At 58.5% G+C, this 24,186-nt stretch carries 16 protein-coding genes; 12 read left to right on the top strand and 4 right to left on the bottom strand.

What is annotated here, in order from left to right; all coding sequences use genetic code 11:
* Positions 1-565: 565 nt before the first annotated feature.
* Positions 566-8,728 (top strand): hypothetical protein, encoded by an 8,163-nt coding sequence (locus tag WNZ14_RS06325; RefSeq protein WP_342867731.1) that lies wholly within the window; start codon positions 566-568, stop codon positions 8,726-8,728.
* Between the two features lie 175 nt (positions 8,729-8,903).
* On the opposite strand, the gene WNZ14_RS06330 is transcribed toward WNZ14_RS06325, so the two are convergent.
* A complete protein-coding gene (locus tag WNZ14_RS06330; protein WP_342867732.1) occupies positions 8,904-9,572 on the bottom strand; it encodes a GntR family transcriptional regulator in 669 nt (222 codons plus the stop codon).
* A 175-nt stretch (positions 9,573-9,747) separates the two neighbouring features.
* On the opposite strand from WNZ14_RS06330, the gene dctP reads away from it, so the two are divergent.
* The 9 genes from dctP (at position 9,748) to WNZ14_RS06375 (ending at position 19,247) form a co-directional block, all read left to right on the top strand.
* Positions 9,748-10,713, top strand: a complete 966-nt coding sequence (gene dctP, locus WNZ14_RS06335) for a TRAP transporter substrate-binding protein DctP (protein ID WP_342868527.1) — start codon at positions 9,748-9,750, stop codon at positions 10,711-10,713.
* A gap of 79 nt (positions 10,714-10,792) precedes the next feature.
* A complete protein-coding gene (locus WNZ14_RS06340) occupies positions 10,793-11,290 on the top strand; it encodes a TRAP transporter small permease (protein WP_342867733.1) in 498 nt (165 codons plus the stop codon).
* The gene (locus tag WNZ14_RS06345; RefSeq protein WP_342867734.1) at positions 11,287-12,603 is read left to right on the top strand and encodes a TRAP transporter large permease; all 1,317 of its coding nucleotides are present in this window, start codon (positions 11,287-11,289) and stop codon (positions 12,601-12,603) included. The genes WNZ14_RS06340 and WNZ14_RS06345 overlap by 4 nt, the downstream gene beginning before the upstream one ends.
* Complete coding sequence (locus tag WNZ14_RS06350; protein ID WP_342867735.1) at positions 12,600-13,922, top strand: malonyl-CoA decarboxylase; 1,323 nt, start codon at positions 12,600-12,602, stop codon at positions 13,920-13,922. The genes WNZ14_RS06345 and WNZ14_RS06350 overlap by 4 nt, the downstream gene beginning before the upstream one ends.
* Complete coding sequence (locus tag WNZ14_RS06355; RefSeq protein WP_342867736.1) at positions 13,919-15,472, top strand: malonyl-CoA synthase; 1,554 nt, start codon at positions 13,919-13,921, stop codon at positions 15,470-15,472. The genes WNZ14_RS06350 and WNZ14_RS06355 overlap by 4 nt, the downstream gene beginning before the upstream one ends.
* A 278-nt stretch (positions 15,473-15,750) precedes the next feature.
* Entirely contained in the window at positions 15,751-16,131 is a 381-nt protein-coding gene (locus tag WNZ14_RS06360; RefSeq protein ID WP_342868528.1) for a GtrA family protein, read from the top strand.
* Complete coding sequence (locus WNZ14_RS06365; protein ID WP_342867737.1) at positions 16,128-17,105, top strand: glycosyltransferase family 2 protein; 978 nt, start codon at positions 16,128-16,130, stop codon at positions 17,103-17,105. The genes WNZ14_RS06360 and WNZ14_RS06365 overlap by 4 nt, the downstream gene beginning before the upstream one ends.
* On the top strand, positions 17,086-17,841 hold the full coding sequence (locus tag WNZ14_RS06370) for a ChbG/HpnK family deacetylase (protein ID WP_342867738.1): 756 nt from the start codon (positions 17,086-17,088) through the stop codon (positions 17,839-17,841). The genes WNZ14_RS06365 and WNZ14_RS06370 overlap by 20 nt, the downstream gene beginning before the upstream one ends.
* Positions 17,838-19,247 (top strand): glycosyltransferase family 39 protein, encoded by a 1,410-nt coding sequence (locus WNZ14_RS06375; RefSeq protein ID WP_342867739.1) that lies wholly within the window; start codon positions 17,838-17,840, stop codon positions 19,245-19,247. Before WNZ14_RS06370 ends, WNZ14_RS06375 begins: the two co-directional genes overlap by 4 nt.
* A 38-nt stretch (positions 19,248-19,285) precedes the next feature.
* Here WNZ14_RS06375 and WNZ14_RS06380 read toward each other — a convergent pair whose 3' ends face one another.
* Positions 19,286-19,738 carry an RbsD/FucU family protein gene (locus WNZ14_RS06380; RefSeq protein WP_342867740.1) on the bottom strand — a complete coding sequence of 151 codons (453 nt, stop codon included), beginning with the start codon at positions 19,736-19,738 and terminating at the stop codon, positions 19,286-19,288.
* 204 nt (positions 19,739-19,942) lie between these two features.
* Between WNZ14_RS06380 and WNZ14_RS06385 the strand changes: the two genes are divergently transcribed.
* Positions 19,943-20,971 (top strand): aldo/keto reductase, encoded by a 1,029-nt coding sequence (locus WNZ14_RS06385; protein ID WP_342868529.1) that lies wholly within the window; start codon positions 19,943-19,945, stop codon positions 20,969-20,971.
* Positions 20,972-21,003: 32 nt separating this feature from the next.
* Here the strand turns inward: WNZ14_RS06385 and WNZ14_RS06390 are convergent, their stop codons facing one another.
* Positions 21,004-21,738 carry a GntR family transcriptional regulator gene (locus WNZ14_RS06390; protein ID WP_342867741.1) on the bottom strand — a complete coding sequence of 245 codons (735 nt, stop codon included), beginning with the start codon at positions 21,736-21,738 and terminating at the stop codon, positions 21,004-21,006.
* Positions 21,739-21,811: 73 nt separating this feature from the next.
* Between WNZ14_RS06390 and WNZ14_RS06395 the strand changes: the two genes are divergently transcribed.
* The gene (locus WNZ14_RS06395) at positions 21,812-23,338 is read left to right on the top strand and encodes an altronate dehydratase family protein (protein WP_342867742.1); all 1,527 of its coding nucleotides are present in this window, start codon (positions 21,812-21,814) and stop codon (positions 23,336-23,338) included.
* A 52-nt stretch (positions 23,339-23,390) separates the two neighbouring features.
* Here the strand turns inward: WNZ14_RS06395 and WNZ14_RS06400 are convergent, their stop codons facing one another.
* On the bottom strand, positions 23,391-24,035 hold the full coding sequence (locus WNZ14_RS06400; RefSeq protein ID WP_342867743.1) for a hypothetical protein: 645 nt from the start codon (positions 24,033-24,035) through the stop codon (positions 23,391-23,393).
* Positions 24,036-24,186 lie beyond the last annotated feature (151 nt).

Consider the following 24,186-nt stretch of genomic DNA (forward strand, 5'->3'; position numbering starts at 1 on the left):
TTTCAGAGCCGGCTTGAAATGGGTGGCCGGCACGAAGGCCGGCATCAATCAGGAAGGTCGAGAAGAATGATCATCCTGACCCGGAAAGTTACGACCGCAGATGAGATATGCGCATTGCGCCATTTTTAATAAAAATTTAAGAAGATACGGATATCCGTTAAGCAAGGCGGAAATCCGAATTTCCTTTCGAGTTGACACAATCTGAAATTCCACACGTCAACGATTAAACAGCGCGGTACCTTTGGCCCATTTCGGCTTGGGAAGCATGAAGCACCTGCGCTGAGGCTCAAGAGAGCTATGTCCCAAGTAGCATTTGTCGCTTTCGACCCTTCAGTTTGATGTTGGGCATTGCGTCTTGTGGTTGGTGGATCTGACTAGACCATCTCCAGCCGCTTCCGACGCTTTGATCCAGTAGGGAAGGTCGAACAGAGTTGAAGCTATCAATGTCTGTTAACACAATAGGCTTAGTTCAATGACCTCGATCGTCTCTTCCTTCACCGTCAATCAAATCCAGTCTCTTTCGACAACAGCGATTAAATCATTATCGACGGAGGATGTGCAGTCGTTGAGCACTTCTCAGGTAAAGGCGCTCACTTCAAAGCAGATAACAGCACTTGATGCTGTGGATGTTGCAGGCATGTCGGGTGACCAGATCTCTGCCATCTCGACGAAGTCCATCCTCGGTCTAACGATTGAACAGATTGATGCCATTCAGGCCTCCGCGATTGCAGGCATGAGCGCGCCTCAGGTGGGTGCGATGAGCAGTGTTCAGTTGAACAGCCTTGATAGCGATCAGTTGGCAGCCCTCACCGAAGCGCAGATTGGCTCCCTGACTGCCGGTCAGATAGCTGGCTTGGAGACAAGTCAGGTCGCCGCGCTGAGCACGGATCAGGTCTCGGCATTGAGCGCCAAGGCAATTGCCGGTCTGACGGTCGATCAGATTGCGGGCATGTCGGACGATCAGGTTACCGCACTTAGCGCAACCCAGATCGCGGCCCTGAGTGCCAAGCAGATGGCTGCGTTTGACGCGGATGCGATCGCCCTGTTTTCGACTGACGAAATCACAGCCATTTCCACCAAGGCCATCAGCGGTCTGACGACGGATGCGGTTGCCGCTTTGACTGAAGATCAGGTTGACGCGCTGAGCACCAAACAGATTGCAGCTCTTTCGACCACCCAGGTCAAGGCACTGACGACGGATCAGATTGGCTACCTTTCGACGGATCAGGTTGGCGCAATGACGGCGGCCCAGGTCGGCGCTTTCACCGATGATCAGATCGCTGCATTGAGCACGGATCAGGTGACGGCGTTGAGCAACAAGGCCGTTGCTGGCCTTAGCGCAGCTCAGCTGGCTCTGTTTTCAGACGATCAGGTGACTGCCCTTGGCACCACCCAGATTGCGGCCCTGAGCGCCAGGCAGATGTCCGCTTTTGATGCGGATGCCATCGCCCTTTTCTCGACCGATGAAATCACAGCCATTTCCTCCAAATCAATCAGCGGCCTGACAACGGATGCCGTTGCTGCCCTGAGCGAAGATCAGGTTGGTGCGCTCACCACCAGACAGATTACGGCTCTTTCGACCACTCAGGTCAAGGCTCTGACCACTGATCAGGTCGGCTACCTTTCGACCGATCAGGTTGGCGCAATGACGGCCGCCCAGGTCGGCGCTCTCACCGATGATCAGGTTGTTGCGCTCACCACTGATCAGGTGACCGCAATCAGTAAAAAGGCTGTCTCCGGACTCTCCGCAGCGCAGCTGGCTCTGTTCTCAGACGATCAGGTGACTGCGCTCGGCACCACCCAGATTGCGGCGCTCAGCGCCAAGCAGATGTCCGCTTTTGATGCGGATGCCATCGCTCTCTTCTCAACCGATGAAATCACCGCCATTTCCACCAAGGCCATCAGCGGTCTGACGACCGATGCTGTTGCCGCCCTGAGTGAAGATCAGGTTGGTGCTCTGAGCACGAAACAGATTGCCTCTCTTTCGACCACACAGGTCAAGGCACTGACGACGGACCAGATCGGCTACCTTTCGACGGATCAGGTTGGCGCGATGACGGCGGCCCAGGTCGGCGCTCTCACCGATGATCAGATCGGCACGTTGAGCACGGATCAGGTGACTGCGCTGAGCAAGAAGGCCGTGGCCGGTTTGAGTGCGGCGCAGTTGGCCCTGTTCTCAGACGATCAGGTGACTGCGCTCGGCACCACCCAGATTGCGGCGCTCAGCGCCAAGCAGATGTCCGCATTTGATGCGGACGCCATCGCGCTATTCTCGACCGATGAAATCGCGGCCATTTCCACCAAATCCATCAGCGGTCTGACAACCGATGCCGTTGCCGCCCTGAGTGAAGATCAGGTTGGCGCGCTCACCACGAGACAGGTGACCGCGCTCTCGACGGCCCAGGTAAAGGCGCTGACAACAGACCAGATCGGCTATCTTTCGACCGATCAGGTTGGCGCAATGACCGCCACCCAGGTCGGCGCTCTAACTGATGGTCAGATCGGTACCCTGACCGCGGATCAGGTGACGGCGTTGAGCAACAAGGCCGTTGCTGGCCTTGGCGCAGCGCAGCTGGCCCTGTTCTCAGACGATCAGGTTACGGCACTTAGCACAAGCCAGATTGCGGCCCTGAGCGCCAGGCAGATGTCTGCGTTTGATGCGGATGCCATCGCGCTGTTCTCGACCGATGAAGTCGCGGCCATTTCCAGCAAGTCCATCAGCGGCCTGACCACCGATGCCGTTGCAGCACTGAGTGAAGATCAGGTCGGCGCTCTCAAGACCAGCCAGGTTTCTGCTCTTTCGACAGCCCAGGTAAAGGCGCTGACGACAGACCAGATCGGCTATCTCTCGACCGATCAGGTTGGCGCAATGACTGCAGCCCAGATTGGCGCTCTTACCAGTGACCAGATCGATACGCTCACTACAGATCAGGTGACGGCGATCAGCACCAAGGCTGTCACCGGACTGACGGCAGCACAAATTGACCAGATGAGTTCCGAGCAACTCGGAGCCATGTCGGAAACCCAGGCAGCTTCCTTTAGCGACAGACAGATCGCAGCGCTTACAGCTGACGATATCGCCGAGTTCACCACTGCTGAAATCACCGCGATCAGCGCCAAGGCAATCTCCGGCATGGCTGCAGATACCGTTGCCGCGCTGAGCGAAGACCAGATCGGTGCTCTCAGCACGAAACAGGTTGCTGCGCTTTCTGCCACTCAGGTCAAGGCGCTGACCACGGATCAGGTCGGTTATCTCAGCGATACACAGTTTGGTGCGTTGACTGCGACCCAGGTTGGCGCTCTCACCGATGATCAGGTTGGTGTGCTGAGCGTAAATCAGGTGACAGCCATCAACACCAAGGCTGTCGCTGGACTGACCACCGGGCAGCTGGCTCTGTTCTCCGATGATCAGGTTACAGCGCTCGGAACCACTCAGGTTGCGGCCTTGAGCGCCAGGCAGTTGTCTGCCTTTGATGCGGCTGCCATCGTCCTGTTCTCGACCGACGAAGTCACGGCCATTTCCAACAAATCCATCAGCGGTCTGACCACGGATGCTGTTGCCGCCCTGACTGAAGATCAGGTTGGCGCGCTGAGCACCAAACAGATTACGGCTCTTTCGACCACCCAGGTCAAGGCACTGACGACGGACCAGATCGGCTACCTTTCGACGGACCAGGTTGGTGCAATGACGGCCGCTCAGGTCGGCGCACTCACCGATGACCAGATTGGAACGCTGAGCACGGATCAGGTGACTGCCATCGGCACCAAGGCTGTGGCAGGCTTGACCACCGCGCAGTTGGCTCTGTTCTCCGATGATCAGGTTACAGCGCTCGGTACCACACAGATTGCAGCTATGAGCGCCAGACAGCTTTCCGCTTTCGACGCCGATGCAATCGCCCTGCTTTCGACAGATGAAGTCGCAGCGATTTCAACCAAATCCATCAGCGGTCTGACGGCAGGTGCCGTTGCGGCGCTGAGTGAAGACCAGGTGGGGGCACTCAGCACGAGACAGGTCGCCGCTCTTGCGACCAATCAGGTCAAGGCACTGACGACAGATCAAATCGGCTATCTGAGCGATGAACAGGTCGGCGCTCTCACGTCTACACAGGTCGGCGCTCTGACCGATGATCAGATTGGTACGCTGACCACGGATCAGGTAACTGCCCTTAGCAGCAAGGCGATCACCGGATTGAGTGGGGCGCAGCTCGCACTGTTCTCCGACGATCAGATCTCTGCGCTCGGTACCACCAAGATCGCAGCCCTGACCGACAAGCAGGTGGCCGGCCTTGACGCAGATGCCATCGCGCTTTTCTCAACCGATGAAATCGCTGCAATTTCCAGCAAGGCCATCAGCGGTCTGACGACGGATGCCGTTGCCGCCCTGAGTGAAGATCAAATCGGTGCTCTTGGCACCAGCCAGATCGCTGCTCTCTCCGCTACCCAGATCAAGGCGCTGACGACAGACCAGATCGGTTATCTCTCGACGGACCAGGTCGGTGCGTTGACGGCAACCCAGACCGGGGCTCTCACCAGCGACCAGATCGGTGCTTTGAGTGAAACACAGATCCCGGCAATCAGCACCAAGGCCATCGGCGGCTTGAACACAACGCAGCTGGCTCTGCTCACCAACGATCAGGCCACCGCACTTACGGCCACCCAGATTGCAGCATTCAGTGACAGACAGCTTTCCAGCTTCAGTGCTGATGCCATTGCCCTGTTTGCCAACGACGAAATCAGCGCTATCAGCTCCAAGGCCGTCACCGGTCTGACGGTTGACCAGATTGCGGGCATGACGGACGATCAGGTTACAGCACTCGGTGCCACACAGATCGCGGCCTTGAGCGCCAAGCAGATGGCTGCGTTTGATGCAGATGCCATCGCCCTGTTTTCGACCGATGAAATCACGGCAATCTCCACCAAATCCATCGGCGGTCTGACGACCGATGTGGTTGCCGCCTTGAGTGAAGATAACGTTGGCGCTCTGAGCACCAAGCAGATTGCGGCTCTTTCGACCACGCAGGTCAAGGCCCTGACGACGGACCAGATTGGCTATCTTTCAACGGACCAGGTTGGTGCGATGACGTCGGCCCAGGTCGGCGCTCTCACTGATGATCAGGTTGGTGCGCTCACTACGGATCAGGTGACCGCAATCAGCAAGAAGGCTGTCCTCGGACTTTCCGCCGCGCAGCTGGCGCTGTTCTCTGACGATCAGGTTGGAGCCCTCAGTGCCACCCAGATCTCTGCACTGAGCACCAGGCAGGTCGCAGCGTTTGATGCCGATGCGATCGCCCTGTTCTCGACCGATCAAGTCACAGCCATTTCCACCAAGGCCATCGGCGGTCTGACAACGGATGCGGTTGCTGCCTTGAGTGAAGATCAGGTTGGCGCGCTCAGCACCAAACAGATTGCGGCTTTTTCCACCGCTCAGGTCAAGGCCCTGACCACGGATCAGGTCGGTTATCTTTCGAATGATCAGGTTGGCGCAATGACGGCAGCTCAGGTCGGTGCCCTCACGGATGATCAGGTTGGCGCGCTGACCGCGGATCAGGTGACGGCACTCAGCAGAAAAACTGTTGCTGGCTTGAGCGCAGCGCAGCTGGCCCTGTTCTCCGACGATCAGGTCACCGCACTCGGCACCACCCAGATCGCGGCGCTCAGCGCCAAGCAGATGTCTGCTTTTGACGCCGATGCCATCGCTCTTTTCTCGACCGATGAAATCGCGGCCATCTCTAGCAAATCGATCAGCGGTCTGACGACGGATGCCGTCGCCGCCCTGAGTGAAGATCAGGTTGATGCACTCACCACAAGACAGGTTGCCGCCCTCTCGACCACTCAGGTCAAGGCCCTGACCACGGATCAGGTCGGCTATCTTTCGACGGATCAGGTTGGCGCAATGACGGCGACCCAGGTCGGTGCTCTCACCGATGGCCAGATCGGCGTGCTTACCGCGGATCAGGTGACGGCAATGAGCAACAAGGCTGTTGCCGGTCTTAGCGCAGCGCAACTGGCGCTGTTCTCCGACGATCAGGTTACAGCGCTCGGCGCCACTCAGATCGCGGCTTTGAGCGCAACTCAGATGTCTGCATTTGATGCGGATGCCATCGCCCTGTTCTCGACCGATGAAATCACCGCGATTTCAACCAAGTCCATCAGCGGTATGACAACCGATGCAGTTGCAGCCCTGAGTGAAGATCAGGTTGGCGCCCTCACCACACGACAGGTTACGGCTCTCTCGACCACTCAGGTCAAGGCGCTGACGACGGACCAGGTCGGCTATCTCTCGACCGATCAGGCTGGCGCACTGACGGCGGCCCAGGTCGGCGCGCTCACCGATGCCCAGATTGGTGCGCTGAGCACCGATCAGGTGACTGCACTGAGCAACAAGGCGGTCGGCGGCTTGAGCGCAGCGCAACTGGCCCTGTTCTCCGACGATCAGGTCACTGCACTTAGCACCACCCAGGTCGCATCCCTGAGCGACAGGCAACTCGCTGGCTTTGATGCGGCTGCCATCGTCCTGTTCTCGACAGATGAAGTGGCTGCCATTTCCACCAAGTCAATCGGCGGCCTGACCACCGATGCCGTTGCCGCTCTGACTGAAGATCAGGTTGGCGCTCTGAAGACGAGCCAGGTTGCTGCTCTTTCGACCACTCAGGTCAAGGCACTTACAACAGACCAGATCGGCTATCTCTCGACCGATCAGGTTGGCGCAATGACAGCCGCCCAGATAGGCGCTCTGACCAGTGACCAGATCGATACGCTCACCACAGATCAGGTGACGGCGATCAGCACCAAGGCTGTCACCGGACTGACGGCAGCACAAATTGGCCAGATGAGTTCCGAGCAACTCGGAGCCATGTCGGAAACCCAGGCGGCTGTCTTTACCGACACACAGGTTGCTGCACTTACGGCAGACGATATCGCCGAGTTCACCACTGCTGAAATCACAGCGATCAACGCCAAGGCAATCCCTGGTATGGCTGCGGATACCGTTGCAGCGCTGAGCGAAGACCAGATCGGTGCTCTCAGCACCAACCAGGTCGCCGCTCTCTCGGCCACTCAGGTAAAGGCGCTGACCACGGATCAGGTCGGTTACCTCAGCGATACACAGTTTGGTGCATTGACAGCGACCCAGGTTGGCGCTCTCACCGATGGCCAGATCGGTGCGCTGAGTGTGACACAAGTCGCTTCCATCAACACAAGCGCTGTCACCGGTCTCACTGCAGCGCAGCTGGCTCTGTTCTCCGATGACCAGGTTACATCGCTCGGCACCACTCAGGTTGCAGCCATGAGCGGAAATCAGATGGCGGGCTTCGATGCGGCTGCCATCGTTCTGTTCTCGACAGACGAAGTTGCGGCCATTTCATCCAAATCCATCAGCGGTCTGACCACGGATGCGGTTGCCGCCTTGACCGAAGATCAGGTTGGTGCGCTCACCACAAACCAGGTTGCCGCTCTTTCGACCAATCAGGTCAAGGCGCTGACGACAGACCAGATCGGCTATCTCTCGACGGATCAGGTTGCTGCAATGACGGCGGCCCAGGTCGGTGCTCTCACCGATGACCAGATCGGCGAGCTGAGCGCGGGTCAGGTGACGGCCATCAGCACCAAGGGTGTCGCTGGACTGACAGAGGCACAGTTGGCTCTGTTCTCCGACGATCAGGTCACAGCGCTCGACACCACCCAGATTGCGGCAATGAGCGCAAGGCAGATGTCTGCTTTTGATACAGATGCCATCGCACTGCTCTCCACCGATGAAGTCACAGCGATTTCAACGAGTGCAATAACTGGTTTGACGACAGATGCAGTGGCTAGCTTGAGCCAAGGACAGATTGGAGCCCTCACCACCACACAGGTTGCCGCGCTTTCGGCAACCCAGGTTGGAGCATTGACGGCAGACCAGATCAATTTTCTTTCGACCGATCAGGTCGGTGCGATGACGGCGACCCAGGTCGGCGCTCTCACCGATGAACAGATCGGTGCGCTAAGCACGGGTCAGGTCACGGCGATCAGCGACAAGGCTGTGACCGGCTTGAAAGCCGAGCAGCTCGCTCTTTTCTCCGACGCTCAGGTTGGGGCGCTTTCGACCACCCAGATCGCGGCCATGAGTGACAATCAGGTGGCTGGCTTCGATGCCGATGCGATTGGCCTTGTCTCGACCGATGAAATCGCTGCGATTTCCACCAAGGCTATCAGTGGTCTGACGACCGGTGCCGTTGCCGCCCTGAGTGAAGCGCAAATCGATGTGCTGACGACGGGCCAGATTGGCGCAATGTCGGCGACACAGGTGGCGGCGCTGACGACCGATCAAATTGGTTATCTCAGCGATGAACAGGTCGGGGCACTGAAATCAAGCCAGGTAGCGGGGATGACCACCGACCAGATCGCGGCACTGACCGAAGCTCAGGTAACGGCTCTCAGCCTGGACGCTGTCACCGGCCTCTCCGCTGCACAGGTCGATGCCATGAGTGCCACTCAGGTGGGCGCATTCAGCGCAGAACAGACCGCGGCCATGAGCGCAGCGCAGATCGACGCGATGACAACCGAAGATCTTGCTGCCTTCGCCGACGAGGACATTGCCGCCATCAGCACGGCAGCAATTTCCGGCCTTTCGGCAGAAGACATCGGAGAACTGAGCGAAACCCAGTTGCAGGCCCTGACAACTGACCAGTTGCAGGCCATGCAGACCGCTCAGGTTGAAGCCGTCATTGCGGCCTATCAGACAGTCTGATCTTGACATCCAACGGCAGGGCTTCGGCCCTGCCGTATCCCTCTTCAAAAAGTTCACTGCAAAACAATTAAGGACGACGCTGTTGCGTCGTTTTTGTTGTTTGATTGTCGAATGATCGTTTCGATCTCTTTTTCCCGGATGGCCGCAGCGTTCGTCGTTGGTCGAAACCAGTCGCTCACCCGGTCTTCAACGACGCCATCTGTCGGTAGCTGGCCATCAGGTCGTTGAAGCGTTCGCCCTGAATGGCGACATGCAGACGAAGCGTGGCTGCAGCGTCCTTCGAATCGGAGCATTCCAGCGCGGCGTAGATGGCCCGGTGTTCGCGCATTGACTGCGGCATACGTCCGTGGGCGCGCAACTGCATGCGCCGGTAGGGTTTCAGCCGTTTGTGAAGCCGCGCCGCTTCGCGGGCGAGGAAACGATTGCCACTTGCCTCATAGAGCAGGTGATGAAAGGTCTCGTTCTCCCGGTAATACTCATCAAAATCGCCCTGTGCGATTGCCGCTTCACAGGCGTCTATGGTCAGGGCGATGTCGGTCATTTGCTGCTCGGTCACGCGCCGCGCCGCCCGGAAGCCGCACATGGCTTCGAGTTCGGCCATGACTTCGAACATCTCGACGAGTTCGACGAAATCCGGATGCCGGATGAAGGCGCCGCGACGGGCTTCAAGCGTGACAAGTCCTGACGCAGCCAGCGCCTGAAAGGCTTCGCGTAATGGCGTCCGCGACACGCCGAATTGCTCGGCGAGCTTGACCTCGTCAAGCCGCTCTCCATCGGTGAACTCGCCGGTGACAATCATCTGTTCGATGCGTTCACGAATAGTGTCTGCAATGCGTGTGCCCATCTGCTTATCATGGACAATCAGCGTAAAAATGCAAATTCATTCTTCTTGTATACAAGAGATTTGACATTGCATTCAGAAAGTGGTCCCATTGAGCGGCGCAAGGGCCGGAGGAGGTTCTGCGAACAAAATCTTCTGGGAGGTAGACATGAAACTAGGATTATCAGCTTTTGCGGGGATGCTTGCTGCATCCGTCGCCATAACCGGTCTCGCGCAGGCCGAAACATTGAAAGCATCGCACCAGTTTCCGGGCGGCAAGGGCGACGCACGCGACGAAATGGTTCAGCTTTTTGCCAAGGAACTGGGCGCCGCCAATGTCGGTCTTGATGTTCAGGTCTATCCGGGCCAGTCGCTTTACAAGGCAAAGGAGCAATGGGGTGCGCTGACCAAGGGCCAGCTCGACATCACCTCCTTCCCGCTCGATTACGCTTCGGGCCGCGTGCCGCAGTTCTCGGCGACCCTGATGCCGGGCCTCGTGCGCAACCATGATCGCGCCAAGCGGCTCAACTCTTCGCCCTTCATGACCGAGATCAAGAAGCTGATCGAGGACAATGGTGCCATCGTCATTGCTGACGCCTGGCTCGGCGGCGCCTTCGCGTCGAAAAAGGGCTGCATCACCTCGCCCGAATCGATCAAGGGGCAGGTCACCCGCGCTGCTGGTCCTGCGTTTGAACAGATGCTGGTTGGCGCCGGTGCTTCGATTTCCTCGATGGCGTCATCTGAAATCTACACCGGCATGCAGACCGGCGTGCTCGATGCGACCAACACCTCGTCGGGGTCGTTCGTCTCCTACCGCATCTATGAGCAGGTCAAGTGTCTGACCGAGCCGGGCGAGAACTCGCTCTGGTTCATGTATGAGCCAATGCTGATTTCGAAGGAAACCTATGACCGCCTGACGCCTGAGCAGCAGGCTGCTGTCATGGCCGCCGGCAAGAAGGCCGAGGAATATTTCGACAAGGAAGCAGCAGGCCTCGACGACAAGATGGTCGAGACCTTCAAGAAGGCCGGCGTCGAAATCGTGTCGATGTCGAAGGACGATTATGACGCCTGGCTCGCGATCGCCAAGGAGACTGCCTACAAGGAATTCGCTGAAAAGGTGGATGGTGGCCAGAAACTGATCGACGAAGCTCTCGCGGTCGAGTGATCAAAGGGTGAGGGGAGGTTCGCCTCCCCTTTTTCCCCGTCAGACCTGCCCCTTGTTACGATCTGAGGACTTCTGAGAGATGAAACGCTTTGTTTCGACCGTTGAGATGTTGTCGCGGTTATGCGGACTGGCATCCATGCTGCTGATTGCCGCTTCCACCCTCGTTGTCTCCCAGATGGTGTTCATGCGCTATTTCCTCGGTGCCTCCACCATCTGGCAGACCGAGTTCGTCGTCTATGCCATGATCGCATCCACCTTCATCGGCGCACCCTATGTGCTGATGCTCAAGGGGCATGTCTCGGTCGATCTTTTGCCAACCCTGCTGGGAGGCAGTGGCAAGCGTCTGCTTGATGTTCTCGCAGCCACATTGAGCTTGGCTTTCTGCGGTTTGCTCGGCTGGTCGGGCTGGCACTATTTCTATGAAGCGCTGTCCAAGGGCTGGACCACAGACACGGTCTGGGCGCTGCCGCTCTGGATACCGCTGCTGCCGTTGCCGCTCGGCGTCGGCATCCTCTGCCTTCAATACGTCGCCGAAATATACAAGAACTGGACTGGAACAGGGGAGGTCCCCGCATGAGCCCGCTGGAAATCGGCCTACTCATCCTTGTTGTCCTGATCGCCATGTTCGCCATCGGCATGCCCATCGCCTTTGCCCTTGGCGCAGTATCGATCGGAACCCTGCTTCTCATAGACGGTTTTCGCTCGCTTGATGTACTTGGCGAGACATTTTTCTCAGGCCTCAACTCGTTCACGCTGGTGTCGATCCCGATGTTCATCCTGATGGGATCGGCGGTCTCCAACTCTCCTGCCGGCAAGGACCTCTATGAGGCGCTGGATCGCTGGCTCAACCGCGTGCCCGGCGGTCTGGTCCTGTCCAATCTCGGCGCCTGCTCGATTTTTTCGGCGCTGTCGGGCTCTTCGCCGGCCACATGCGCCGCCATCGGCAAGATGGGCATTCCGGAAATGCGCAAACGCGGCTACCCGGACGAAATCTCAGCCGGATCGATCGCGGCCGGTGGCACCCTTGGCATCCTCATCCCGCCATCTATCACCATGATCGTCTATGGCATCTCGACAGAGACCTCGATCGGGCGGCTGTTTCTGGCGGGCGTCATTCCGGGTCTGATGCTGACGGCGATCTTCATGGCCTGGACGCTGTTTTCCTGCTGGCGCAGTGGGCTGAAACTGTCTGATGTGACACAGCACTACTCGCTCAAGCAGAAACTCGAGATCCTGCCGCGGGTGCTGCCATTCCTGGCCATCGTCGCAGGTATCCTGTTCGTGCTCTATGGCGGGGTTGCCACACCGTCGGAAGCAGCAGGCGTCGGCGCGCTGTTCTGCCTGGTGCTGGTGGTCGTGGTCTACAGGATGTTCTCGGCCAAGCCGTTCATCTCGATGTTCAGGGATTCGACCCGGGAATCGGTGATGATCATGATGATCATCGCAGCTTCCGAACTCTTCGCCTTCACCCTGTCGTCGACCTTCGTCACCCAGAGCATTGCCGGCTGGATCTCTGATCTCGAGGTCAATCGCTGGGTGCTGATGGCAATCATCAACGTCTTTCTGCTGATCGCGGGCTTCTTCTTGCCGCCGGTGGCCGTCATCCTGATGACCGCGCCTATCCTCTTGCCGATCATCACCAGTGCCGGATTTGACCCTTATTGGTTCGCGGTCATCCTGACGATCAATATGGAAATCGGCCTGATCACACCGCCGGTCGGCCTCAATCTCTACGTCATCAACTCGATCGCACCGGACATCTCGCTCGGCACCATCCTGCGCGGCTCGCTGCCTTATGTGATGTGCATGATCCTTGCCATCGTTCTTCTGTGCATCTTCCCGTCGATCGCAACCTTCCTGCCTACGTTCGTCATGGGGGGCGCGCTTTGAACCGGTCAGGGTTTTTCTACGACCTGCTGTCGACGCTGTTCGAGCGGCCGAACATCGCCCGCGTCAAGGGCGACGGTCGCGCCATAGCGGCGCTTTGCAAGGATCTGATTGCCAGCGAAAGCGAGAGCTCGGGCCATAATATGGGTCAGCAGATCCTGTCGCTGTTCAGTGACCTGACGCCGGAGGCGGAGGTCGAGTTCTTCCGCTATCTCACCGAGCATATGGACATTGATACCGAACGGCTGCAGGCACTGACCACAGCCTATGAGAACGACAGATCGCCGGAGAATTTCGCCGAGCTGCTGGAGGCAGCCGAACCGAAACGGCAGGAACTGCTGCGGCGCATAAACCGGGTGCCCGGCGCTACCGGCGAACTGGTCAAGATGCGCGCACGCCTGCTCAAGTTGCTCAAGGACAATCCGTCTTTCGGGCGGGCCGATGTGGATTTCCAGCACCTTTTCGGATCGTGGTTCAACCGCGGCTTCCTGGTGCCGCGGCGGATCAACTGGCAGAGCCCGGCCAACATTCTCGAGAAGATCATCAGGTATGAAGCGGTTCACGCAATTGATGACTGGGATGACCTGCGCCGCCGGGTCGAGCCGTCAGACCGGCGCTGCTACGCTTTCTTCCATCCCGCCATGCCGGATGATCCGCTGATCTTCGTCGAAGTGGCACTGGTCAAGGGAGTGCCGAACTCGGTTCAGGCCATTCTGGCGGAAAACCGCGAGATACTCGAACCAGCAAACGCCAATACTGCGGTGTTCTACTCCATTTCCAACTGCCAGGCCGGTTTGCGCGGCGTGTCGTTCGGCAATTCCCTGATCAAGCAGGTGGTCGAGGATCTGCAGGCCGAGGTGAAATCGATCACCACCTTTGTTACTCTGTCGCCCATTCCGGGCTTTGGCCGCTGGCTCAGCCAGTCCATCACAGAACAGTCCAACGCGAGTGCTTTCGCCAAAGACATCGAAACCGCCATGGAATCGGGCGACATCGGCGGTCTCAAGGACCAGTCGCAATGGCTGCGCCGACAGGCAGCGCATTACCTGATCAACCAGAAGGACCGCAACGGCATGCCGCTGGACCCGGTGGCGCGCTTCCATCTCAACAATGGCGCGATGGTGCATGACATCCATGCGAGCGCCGACATGTCGCCAAACGGGGTGCGGCAATCCTGCGGGTTGATGGTCAATTATCTCTATGATCTCAAGAAGATCGGTCAGTTCCACGAGGGCTTCGCCGAGAACCACACGGTCTTCGCGTCCAAGGAAGTCAGGACGCTGGCCGATGCGGCGGTCACAAACAGCAACGGCAGGAAATGAAAATGGCTGACAACTATCTCTTTGACGGACTGCTCGCCGACAAACTGGCCACCCCTGATGGACGAGGCGCGTTGTTCGCGACGCTGCCCGAGGATGGTCGCCACTATTCCTATGGGGATGTCGAGGATGTTTCGGGCCGTTTTGCAAATGTGCTGGTTGACCTTGGCGTGAAGCCCGGCGACCGGGTCGCCGTGCAGGTTCCCAAATCCATCGAAGCCATCATGCTCTATCTCGCCGTGGTCCGCGCGGGCGGAATTTTTCTGCCGCTCAACACTGGCTACACCCCTTCGGAGATCGAGTATTTTCTCGGCAACGCCACGCCACATATCTTCGTCTGCGACCCGAAGAAGCGTGCAGATTACGAGGGACTCACCGGCAAGCTCGGTATTGGGCTTGAGACCATGGGCGTGTGGAAAGATGCGCAGACCAGCGCCGGATCGCTCAATGACGCCGGGCTTGCTGCACCAACCGCGTTCGACACTGTTGCCCGGTCTGCCGATGACCTTGCCGCCATTCTCTACACTTCTGGCACCACGGGCCGTTCGAAAGGTGCGATGCTGAGTCACGCCAATCTGCTGTCCAATGCTCAAACGCTTGTCGATGTCTGGCGCTTCACCAAGGATGATGTGCTGCTGCACGCGCTGCCGATCTTTCATACTCACGGCCTGTTCGTCGCCACCAATGTGACATTGAGCGCAGGCGCGTCGCTGATCTTCCTGTCCGGTTTCAGCGCCGACGCAATCATTGGCAACATCCCGGAGGCCACTGCGCTGATGGGTGTGCCGACCTTCTACACGCGGCTTCTCGATGAGCCTGCGTTCACCGGTGATCTGGTCAAGCATATGCGCCTGTTTGTGTCCGGCAGCGCGCCACTTCTGGCTGAGACCCATGTCCTGTTCGAACAGCGCACCGGCCACCGGATTCTGGAACGCTATGGCATGACCGAGACCAACATGAACACCTCCAACCCCTATGAGGGCGAGCGGCGTGCCGGCACGGTCGGTTTTCCGCTGCCTGGTGTAGAGCTCCGTATCGTCGATGCCGAGAGCGCCAAGGAACTGCCGCAAGGCGAGATCGGCATCATCGAGGTCAAGGGCCCCAACGTGTTTTCCGGCTACTGGCAGATGCCGGAAAAAACCAAGGAGGAACTTCGCGACGACGGTTTCTTCATCACCGGCGATGTCGGCGTCATCGATGCCGATGGCTATGTGCAGATCGTCGGCCGCTCCAAGGACCTGATCATCTCTGGTGGCTACAACATCTATCCCAAGGAACTCGAGCTCCTGCTCGACGAGGAGGATGGCGTGCTGGAATCGGCCGTCATCGGCGTGCCGCATGCCGATTTCGGCGAAGGCGTGGTGGCAGTCCTTGTGCCGAGGCCGGGTGCGAAGCTGGATGAAACCGTGATCATGGAAAGTATCAAGCCGAAGATCGCCCGCTTCAAACAGCCAAAGCGCATCGTTGTGCTCAATGAGCTGCCCCGCAACACCATGGGCAAGGTGCAGAAGAACGTGCTGCGCGACGCCTACAAGACGCTGCTGGACGCCTGAAGCAACGACTGCCAAGAGCGCTCCGTGCAGGGATGACGGGCCTTTGGTTCCGCGTTGGTGCGGAGGCCCGGGGATTATCCCCGCCAGCGGCCTCGGTAATCCTGTTTGACCATGCGACGGCTGCTTTTAATCCGCGTATTGCCGTCAATGACTCCAGCCAATATACCGGCACTCAAACAGCTTTAAAGCCATGCCTTGCGCTTCATTGCTGGCGTGGCTGTGCGCCGGACGATTGGATCACACCAATCGTGGCCCGGACACCAACCGGAAGAGTGATGATGCTCAAGAGACTTTCTCTTTTTGCCAGCGGCTCCGTCATCGGTGCGGTCATCGACTATGTGGTGACGCTTGCGCTGAGCCGCTGGGCGAACCTGGATCCTGCCGTTGCGCTTGGGTTGTCGATGATCATCAGCGCCTCGGTGGTTTTCCGGTTTCACAGCCGCATCACCTTTGATGAAGCCAATGACGACCTGCTCCGGCGATACGTTCTGTTCATGGGCTGGAGCACGCTGGTTTTCTTTCTCAGGGCCTTGCTGCTAAAAGCCTCTCTCTATGTCGGGCTGCCTTTGGCACTAGCGCTTCTTGTCGCGATCGGGGTGGCCTCGATCATCAATTTCACTGTGTCGTCAGCAGTCATTTTTGCAAAGAAACAGTCATGAGCGGCAAAACCCTGTCCATCGTCGTTCCCGTTTACAACGAGGTCGAAGTCTTGGCTGAACTGCTGGAACGGCTGGAGGCGATCGCTGTCAGTCTGGCGGGCGAATTCCAGCTCGCTGTTGATTTCATTTTCGTCGATGATGGCAGCAGTGATGACAGTTTCGCGGTTCTGAACGCCCATGATTTTGGTCCGCGCTCGGTTCACCTGCTGCAGTTTTCCCGCAATTTCGGCAAGGAGGCTGCCCTTTCAGCCGGGATAGACGCTGCCCGGTCAGCCGATGCAGCTGTGCTGATGGATGCCGATCTGCAGCATCCACCCGAAATGATCAGCGACTTCGTCCGGATCTGGCTCACTGAGGGCGCCGACAGCGTCTATGCCTACAAGGCCAGTCGTCGTTCTTCGGAAGGATATTTCAAGGCTGCCGCTTCAAGACTGTTCTTCTGGGTCATCAACCGCAATATCCGTTACCAGATCCCGCCCGGTGCGGGTGATTTTCGCCTGATAAACCAGCGTTTCATGAAGGCGCTGCGCTCTCTTCCGGAGAGCGACCGTTTCATGAAAGGGCTTTATGGCTGGGTTGGCTTTCGTCAAACCGGCTTGCCGCTTGAGCCACCCAAACGCGAGCATGGCAAGAGCAGTTTCAGTCCGTTCCGTCTGTTTTCGATGACGATGGACGCCGTCACCAGCTTCACCACCACACCGCTGCGGCTGATGGCCATGGCCGGTATCGTCATTGCCATGTTCAGTGCGGTTTACGGCTTGTATGTCGTCATCGAGACCCTGTTCTTCACCGGAGTATCAAACGGAATTGCGTCGGTGCTGACACTGATCGCGTTTTTTGGTGGCGTTCAGATGATCTTTCTGGGACTTCTCGGCGAGTATATCGGCAAATCCGTCCTCGAAGCCAAGAAGCGGCCCCCCTACATCCTGGCGGAAGACATCAGCCGCAAAGGGGATGGCGTTGCGGATCGCTGATGATTTTGGTCTTGGACGCAAGCATGACCGGGTCATCCTTTCGCTGATCGAGGCCGGGCGGCTCGATGGAACCTCCGTCATGGTCAACCATGCGATCGACGCCGGTGACATTGCACGGTTGCGCAGCTTGAGGGCTGCGGGCGCTGAGGTCGGATTGCATCTCAACCTGACCCAGGCGCTCCCCGGTCACGAACAGGTCTGGCCTCTTTCGATGTTGCTTCGCCCGGTGCTGAATTCTCGTTTGCTTGAAGCTGTGGGCGTTTCGTTTGATCGGCAGACGCATGAGTTCGTGACCCTTTTTGGCAGCCTGCCTGACTATTACGATGGCCACCAGCATTGTCATTGCTTCCCTCGCGTAGCGCCGCTGGCAGCGCGATTGCAATTCGGACCGAAGACCTGGATCAGGGTGCCGCTGCCGGCGACCTGGTCGGGGCGGTGGCGCAACCTTCGTGCCGGCGGCGTCAAGGGTGTCCTGATCATGGCGCTGGCCGCACAGGCAAGATCCGCTTTTCGCCGTGCGGAACGTGAGATGAATACAGATTTTTCCGGCTTTCTTCGCCTTGACGATCCGGCCAATGTCCGGCAGTGGCTACCGCAGCTGTTGTCGAAGGCAAGTCCTGACTGCCTGATGATGGTTCATCCCGGTGATGCCAGCGATGAAATGCAATGCGAAGGTCATGCCCCTCAAAGCCGTGACTGCGAGACGAATATCCTTTTTCAAGGGGCCGTGAATTGACCAAAAGCCGTGCCATCATCTGGGGTTTGTTACTGCTGTTGGCCGTGCGCTTGGCCGCGATGATCTGGGTACCTCTGACCGACCCGACCGAAGCGCGCTATGCCGAAATCGCCCGCAAGATGGTCGAGACTGGCAACTGGATCACACCGCAATTTGATTATGGCGTCCCTTTCTGGGCCAAGCCGCCGCTGCACACCTGGATGTCGGCAATCGGCATCGCCGCCTTCGGCGCGACAGCATTCGCCGCAAGGCTCGGTATCTTGCTGTCGGCCTTGGCCACTCTGGCGATCCTCTATCTTTGGGCCCGCACGCTCACCAACCGCATAAACGCTGGCGCCGCAGTGCTGATGACCGCCAGTTCCGGCCTGTTTTTCGTCGCATTGGGTTTTGTCCAGACCGACATGGCGCTCACCCTTGGCGTCACCGCCTGCATGGCTGGCTTCTATAATGGGCTGCAGGGAGACCGCCGCTGGGGCTGGCTGTTCTTTCTGGGCCTTGCCATAGGGCTTCTGGGCAAGGGGCCGGTTGCTACGGTTCTGTCGATGATGCCGATTACCGCCTTCATGATCTGGCGCGGCAACTGGAAGGACCTGCTTCAACTGCCTTTGGTTGGCGGCGCGGTCCTGGTCGCGGTCCTTGTCCTACCTTGGTACGTGGCCGCGGAAATCGCGACCCCCGGTTATCTGCATTATTTTATCATCGGCGAGCATATACAGCGCTTTCTGCAGCCCGGCTGGTCGGGCGACCTCTATGGTGCGGGCCGCGCCCACGCAAAGGGCATGATCTGGCTGTTCTGGATTCTGGCCACTCTGCCCTGGAGCCCGCTGCTGCCAATTCTGCTCTGGCGCTTGAAAAAGGGCATGTCCGAGGCGGGGCCAGAGGAGGCATCCCAGGGCCGCGGCCTCTACATCTACCTGTTCATGTTCGCGCTTGCGCCACTTGTCCTGTTCACGCCCGCCGCAAACATTCTCGTCACCTACGTTCTGCCGGGTGTGCCGGCGGCGGCACTTCTAGGTGTGATGTTGTGGAACCGGTCCGGTCCCACCCGCACGAAGTGGTTGCATCTTGGTGTAGCTGAAGTGCTTGTGGCTGCCACTGCAATCACCATTATCGCTTTTTTCGGCCTCGCCCGGTCCGCGGTGCCGTCTGAAGAAAGCCTGGTCGAGGCCTTTGAGGGCCCCGGTCGACTTGGTATCTTCGATGCCCGCAGCTTCTCGTCCGAATTCTATACCCAAGGCAAGATCACGCGGCTCAGGACAATGGATGATGTCAGTTCCTGGCTCGCTCCCGGTGATGCAGTTCTGGTGCCAAAATACCGGCGGGACGAGTTCGCTTCCCGCTTTGGTGACTCGGTCAAATCCATTGCGGAAAACCGCAAATATCTGCTTTACGTTCCGTCTCCCTGAGGCAGGCCATGACGGCAATGCCGCAGGTTCCTCTTGTCCTATTCGTCTGGCGGGATGACGCCCTTGCGCAGCATGATGCATCCGTAAAAGCGCCGTTCGCCGGTCTGGATCACGGCATAGGCTTGCTTGGCTACTTCGTAGAAGGCGAAGCGCTCGATGCCGATCATCGGCCTTGACTTGCCTTCTGCCTTATCGATCACCGACTGGACCTCCGCCTGAACCGGGGCGATTTCGTCGGGGTTGCCGACGATTTCCATCCGGCCGGCGAAATCATCGACGAATGTGTCGAGCGGCAGCACTGACAGGACGGCCTCAGCGGTCTGGGCGGAGGTCAGATTATCCATCCGCAGCAACTCCCCGAGCACGGTTTGCCGCGCGATTGTGTCCGATGGAAAATTGGTGTCTGCGATAATCAACGTGTCGCCGTGCCCCATTGCACGAAGCGCGTAAAGCACTTCCGCATTCAACCGCGGATCAATTCCCTTGAGCATGATGCCCTCCCAATAATTCCTTGGGCGTCACTTTCGGCGCCCGCCTGTTGGCGCGATCCTGCAGTCGGATGCGCGACGGTTCAAGCCTTTTAGCCCATGGACCAGTTTATCCCACTGGAAAATTCTGGCCAGGTGATGGCGAGGGGATGCGATCACGGAAAGGATCGGCTAGGTTGCGGCCCGCACAGGGAGGAACGCATGCAGATGAAAACACGGCACTGGGATCGGATCGGAAATGGCGGGCTGACATTCACCGAACTTGGCTTCGGAACCGCGCCCTTGGGCAACCTCTATCGCGCGATCAGCGACGACGAGGCGCATGCTGTGCTCAGCCGGGCATGGGACCTCGGCGTCCGCTATTTCGACACCGCCCCGCTCTATGGATTGGGTCTCGCAGAAACCCGGGTCAACAGGTTTCTGCGGGGCAAGCCGCGCGGCGACTATGTCCTCTCGACCAAGATCGGCAGGCTCTTGCGCCTGTGTGAAGCCGGAGAGGAACGCACAGGCGAGGGCAAGTTCTTCGATGTGCCGACCCGCAAGGAAGTCTACGATTACAGCTATGACGGCGTCATGCGCTCGCTCGAGGTCTCGCTTGAGCGGCTTGGCGTCGACAGTATCGATATCCTCTATGCCCACGATCTTGACCAGTTTACCCATGGCAGCGCGGCGGCGCGCGACGCCAAACTCGAGGAACTGATGGCGGGCGGATACAAGGCGCTTGTCTCCTTGCGCGATCAGGGCGTCATCAAGGCCTTTGGTGCAGGCGTCAATGAATGGCAATCCTGCCAATGGCTCACCGAGCGCGGTGATTTCGATCTGTTCCTGCTGGCGGGCCGTTACACGCTGCTGGAGCAGGAAGCGCTTGAGACATTCCTTCCGCTGGCAGAACAGCGTGGCATCGGCATCATCATTGGCGGACCTTACAATTCGGGCATTCTTGCCACCGGACCAAGGCCGGGAGCGTTCTACAATTATGACCTCGCGCCGCAGCATATTCTCGAAAAGGTGGCCAGGATTGAAGCCGTCTGCAAGCGCCATACCGTGCGTATGGTGGATGCGGCCTTCCAGTTTCCGCTTCGGCATCCGGTCGTTGTCTCGGTCATTCCGGGCGGGCAGGGGGTAGCCGAGATGGACGCCAATGCCGTCGCCGCGACAGCGGAAATGCCGACCGAGCTGTGGGCAGACTTGAAGGCCGAAGGGCTGATGCGCGAGGGTGCGCCGGTCGGAGCCTGATCCCGTAAGGTCCAGACTTCGCGTATGAGCCTCTATTTGTTGCTGAACAGCTCGGGTCGTTCGGCAACCAGCGGCTCGAGCAGCCGGATCAACTGGCCAAGATGACGCTGCGTGGCCTGGCGTGCTGCTTCCGGGTCATGCGCTTCCAATGCTGAAACGATGGCCTTGTGCTCGGCCAGTGTCGCCTTCTTCCGCCCCGGCAGCGGCAGGTTGAGATGGCGGGCCCGGTTGACGTGGATCCAGGATGTCTCCGCCAGCGCCGCCAGCCGGCGGTAGCCGGTGAACGACAGGATCAGCTCGTGCATCTCGGCGTCCATCTGGTAAAATCCCGCCGTGTCGCCGTCTTGCATCAGCGCTTCCTGAATGCGCAGGTTTCGCCGCAGCAACACCAGTTGCTCCTCGGTGATCCTGGCGGCGACCAGTTCTACTGCGGCCAGTTCCAGCGCCTCGCGCAGAAAGGCGCCCTCGCGGATCTCCGCCATTGAAAACCGGGTCACATAGCTACCAGCTTGCGGAACGATGTCAGCAAGTCCCTCGCTCGCCAGCCGCGCCATGGCTTCGGTAACCGGTGAGCGCGAGACGCCGAGCTCCTTGCAGATTTCGGATTTCTGCATCAGCTCGCCTGGGCGGAACGTCAGCGTCATGATTGCCTGCTTGAGCGACAGGTAGACTTTCTGGGAGAGTGAACCGGTGAAATCGTTGAGTGGCTTAAGCGCGGGCCGGGAGTTTTTTACGTCTCGCAGTGGACTACCCTCGCTGACTGGCATACTAACATGTTAGATAGAGTTCCCCGCCTGTCAAGCCGCACTCCGGCTTTCCAACCATGAAGTGCTCTAGCCGATGACAAATGATCTCCCCCAGACAATCCGCCTCAATTCGAGTGACAACGTGATCATTGCGCTCAAGGACCTGGCAACGGGTTCGACCGTTCCCGATCTTGATGTCCCGCTTGCGGAATCAGTGGCCCGTGGACACAAGATCGCAACACGCCCGATTGCCGAGGGCGAAAAGGTCATTCGCTATGGCCAGACCATCGGTATCGCGACCCGCGCCATTGCAGCTGGCGAGCATGTCCATGTCCATAATCTTGGCATGGGTGGCCACGCCGAGGCGCAGGAATTCTCGACCGAGGTCCGGCCGCTTCCCGTCCCCTCGGAACAGCGCCACTTCATGGGCTATCACCGGGCCGACGGATCTGTCGGCACCCGCAATTATCTCGGCATTCTGACATCCGTGAACTGTTCTGGGTCAGTCGCCCGCTTCATTGCCGAGGCATCGGAGAAGCAGGGCTGGCTTGATGAGTTCGAGAATGTCGATGGCATCGTGCCGATCGTGCATGGCACCGGTTGCGGCATGTCAGGCAATGACGAGGGCTACGACACCTTGTTCCGGACTTTGCAGGGCTATGCCCGCAACCCGAACTTCGCCGGCATCCTGCTGCTGGGCCTTGGCTGCGAAGTCATGCAGGTGCCTGATCTGATCGGTCGTGGCCGCATGCGCGCCGACGGCAATTTCCGCTACATGACGATCCAGCAGTCGGGCGGCACCCGCAAGACAATCGAGCGCGGTATCGAGCAGCTCAAGGAAATGGCAGCCGTTGCCAACAAGATCACCCGCGCCCCTGCGGGGCTCGAGCATCTGATGATCGGCATGCAGTGTGGCGGCTCGGACGGCTATTCGGGCATCACCGCCAATCCGGCGCTCGGCGCTGCATCGGATCTGCTGGTTGCCCATGGTGGCACCACCATCCTGTCGGAAACCTCGGAAATCTATGGCGCAGAACATCTGCTGACCCGCCGTGCCGTGACGCCCGAGGTCGGCGCCAAGATCGTCGAGCGTATCCACTGGTGGGAAGATTACGCCGCGCGCAATGGTGGCGAGATGGACAACAATCCATCGCCCGGCAACAAGAAGGGCGGCCTGACCACCATCCTTGAGAAATCTTTGGGAGCTGTCGCCAAGGGCGGCACTGCGCCGCTGACCCAGGTCTACAAATTCGCCGAGCCGATCACCGAGCGCGGCTTCGTGTTCATGGATTCACCGGGTTACGATCCCTGTTCAGTAACCGGGCAGATTGCCTCGGGCGCCAATCTGATTGCCTTTACCACCGGCCGCGGCTCGGTGTCAGGCTACAAGCCGACGCCCTGCATCAAGCTCGCCACCAACTCGGAAATGTATGGCCGCATGTCCGAAGACATGGACATCAATTGCGGCGACATCATCACTGACGCTGTCAGCCTTGAAGCCAAGGGCCGCGAGATTTTCGAGCTGTTCCTGCGCGTGGCGTCCGGCGAGGAAACCAAGAGCGAGGAACTGGGCTTCGGCGGCGCCGAATTTGTGCCCTGGCAAATGGGCGCGGTGATGTGATCATCGCGCTTAATGCGCATCAGTCCGGATATGTCGGCTCGCTGACAGCTTCTTATTCAGGAACGCCGCAGAGTTTTCTCAAGCCTTCTGATTGATCGGCGTAGGCGAGAATTGAAGGCGCCTTTGCGTCAAACTTGATTGCTTCTTCATTTACGATGCCCTTGCCGGTCAACAGGTTCAAATCACATGAGCCACCGCCATCGGGATCCAGCGTGTCGTAAGAACTGTAGGAAAATCCGGCGACAATGAACCGGTTTTGACGATAGACAATGGTCAGGTTTTCTTCCCAGCGGTCGCGGCCAATTGCGGAGTTCTGAGAGGTGATCATGAGTGAGCCATTTTCTCTTGTGGAGACAAATGGTTCCTGTCCGTACATGGTGGTGGCGCCCCAAACCATGCTCTTGACGTAATCATGCAGTTTCAGGCGATGGTTCTCGTCGGTGAGATAAATCAGCACATCGAATTCCTGGTTGCTGGTTTCGATCATGACCACCGCATCCTGCGCGTTGTCCTTGTTCCAGTCGCCCGTTGCGACCGAGAAGATCTGGTCGAGTGAGAGTGTCATGTCCTTGGTGTCTTCTGCGGATGCAGCCTTGATACAGGCAGGCGTCAGCAGGCTGATAGCTGCAAGAATTCCGGCGAGAGCGTGGCAGGTGAAGCGAGATGTGGCTGGTTTCATTTCGGTGAAGCAGATCATGTCCTGGCTTCTTTCATGATGTTGACTTGCGCAAAACTAGCAGCTTTTTCATGCTCCATACGGAGCAATTTGCAGCCTCTCACTTGATTTTGGCGGATCGCAATTTTCATCGAAAACATATCTGAGGAAATGCTCATTGACTCTCGTCTCG

Source organism: Hoeflea sp. AS60 (assembly GCF_038900115.1).
In the GTDB taxonomy this organism is placed as follows: domain Bacteria; phylum Pseudomonadota; class Alphaproteobacteria; order Rhizobiales; family Rhizobiaceae; genus Hoeflea.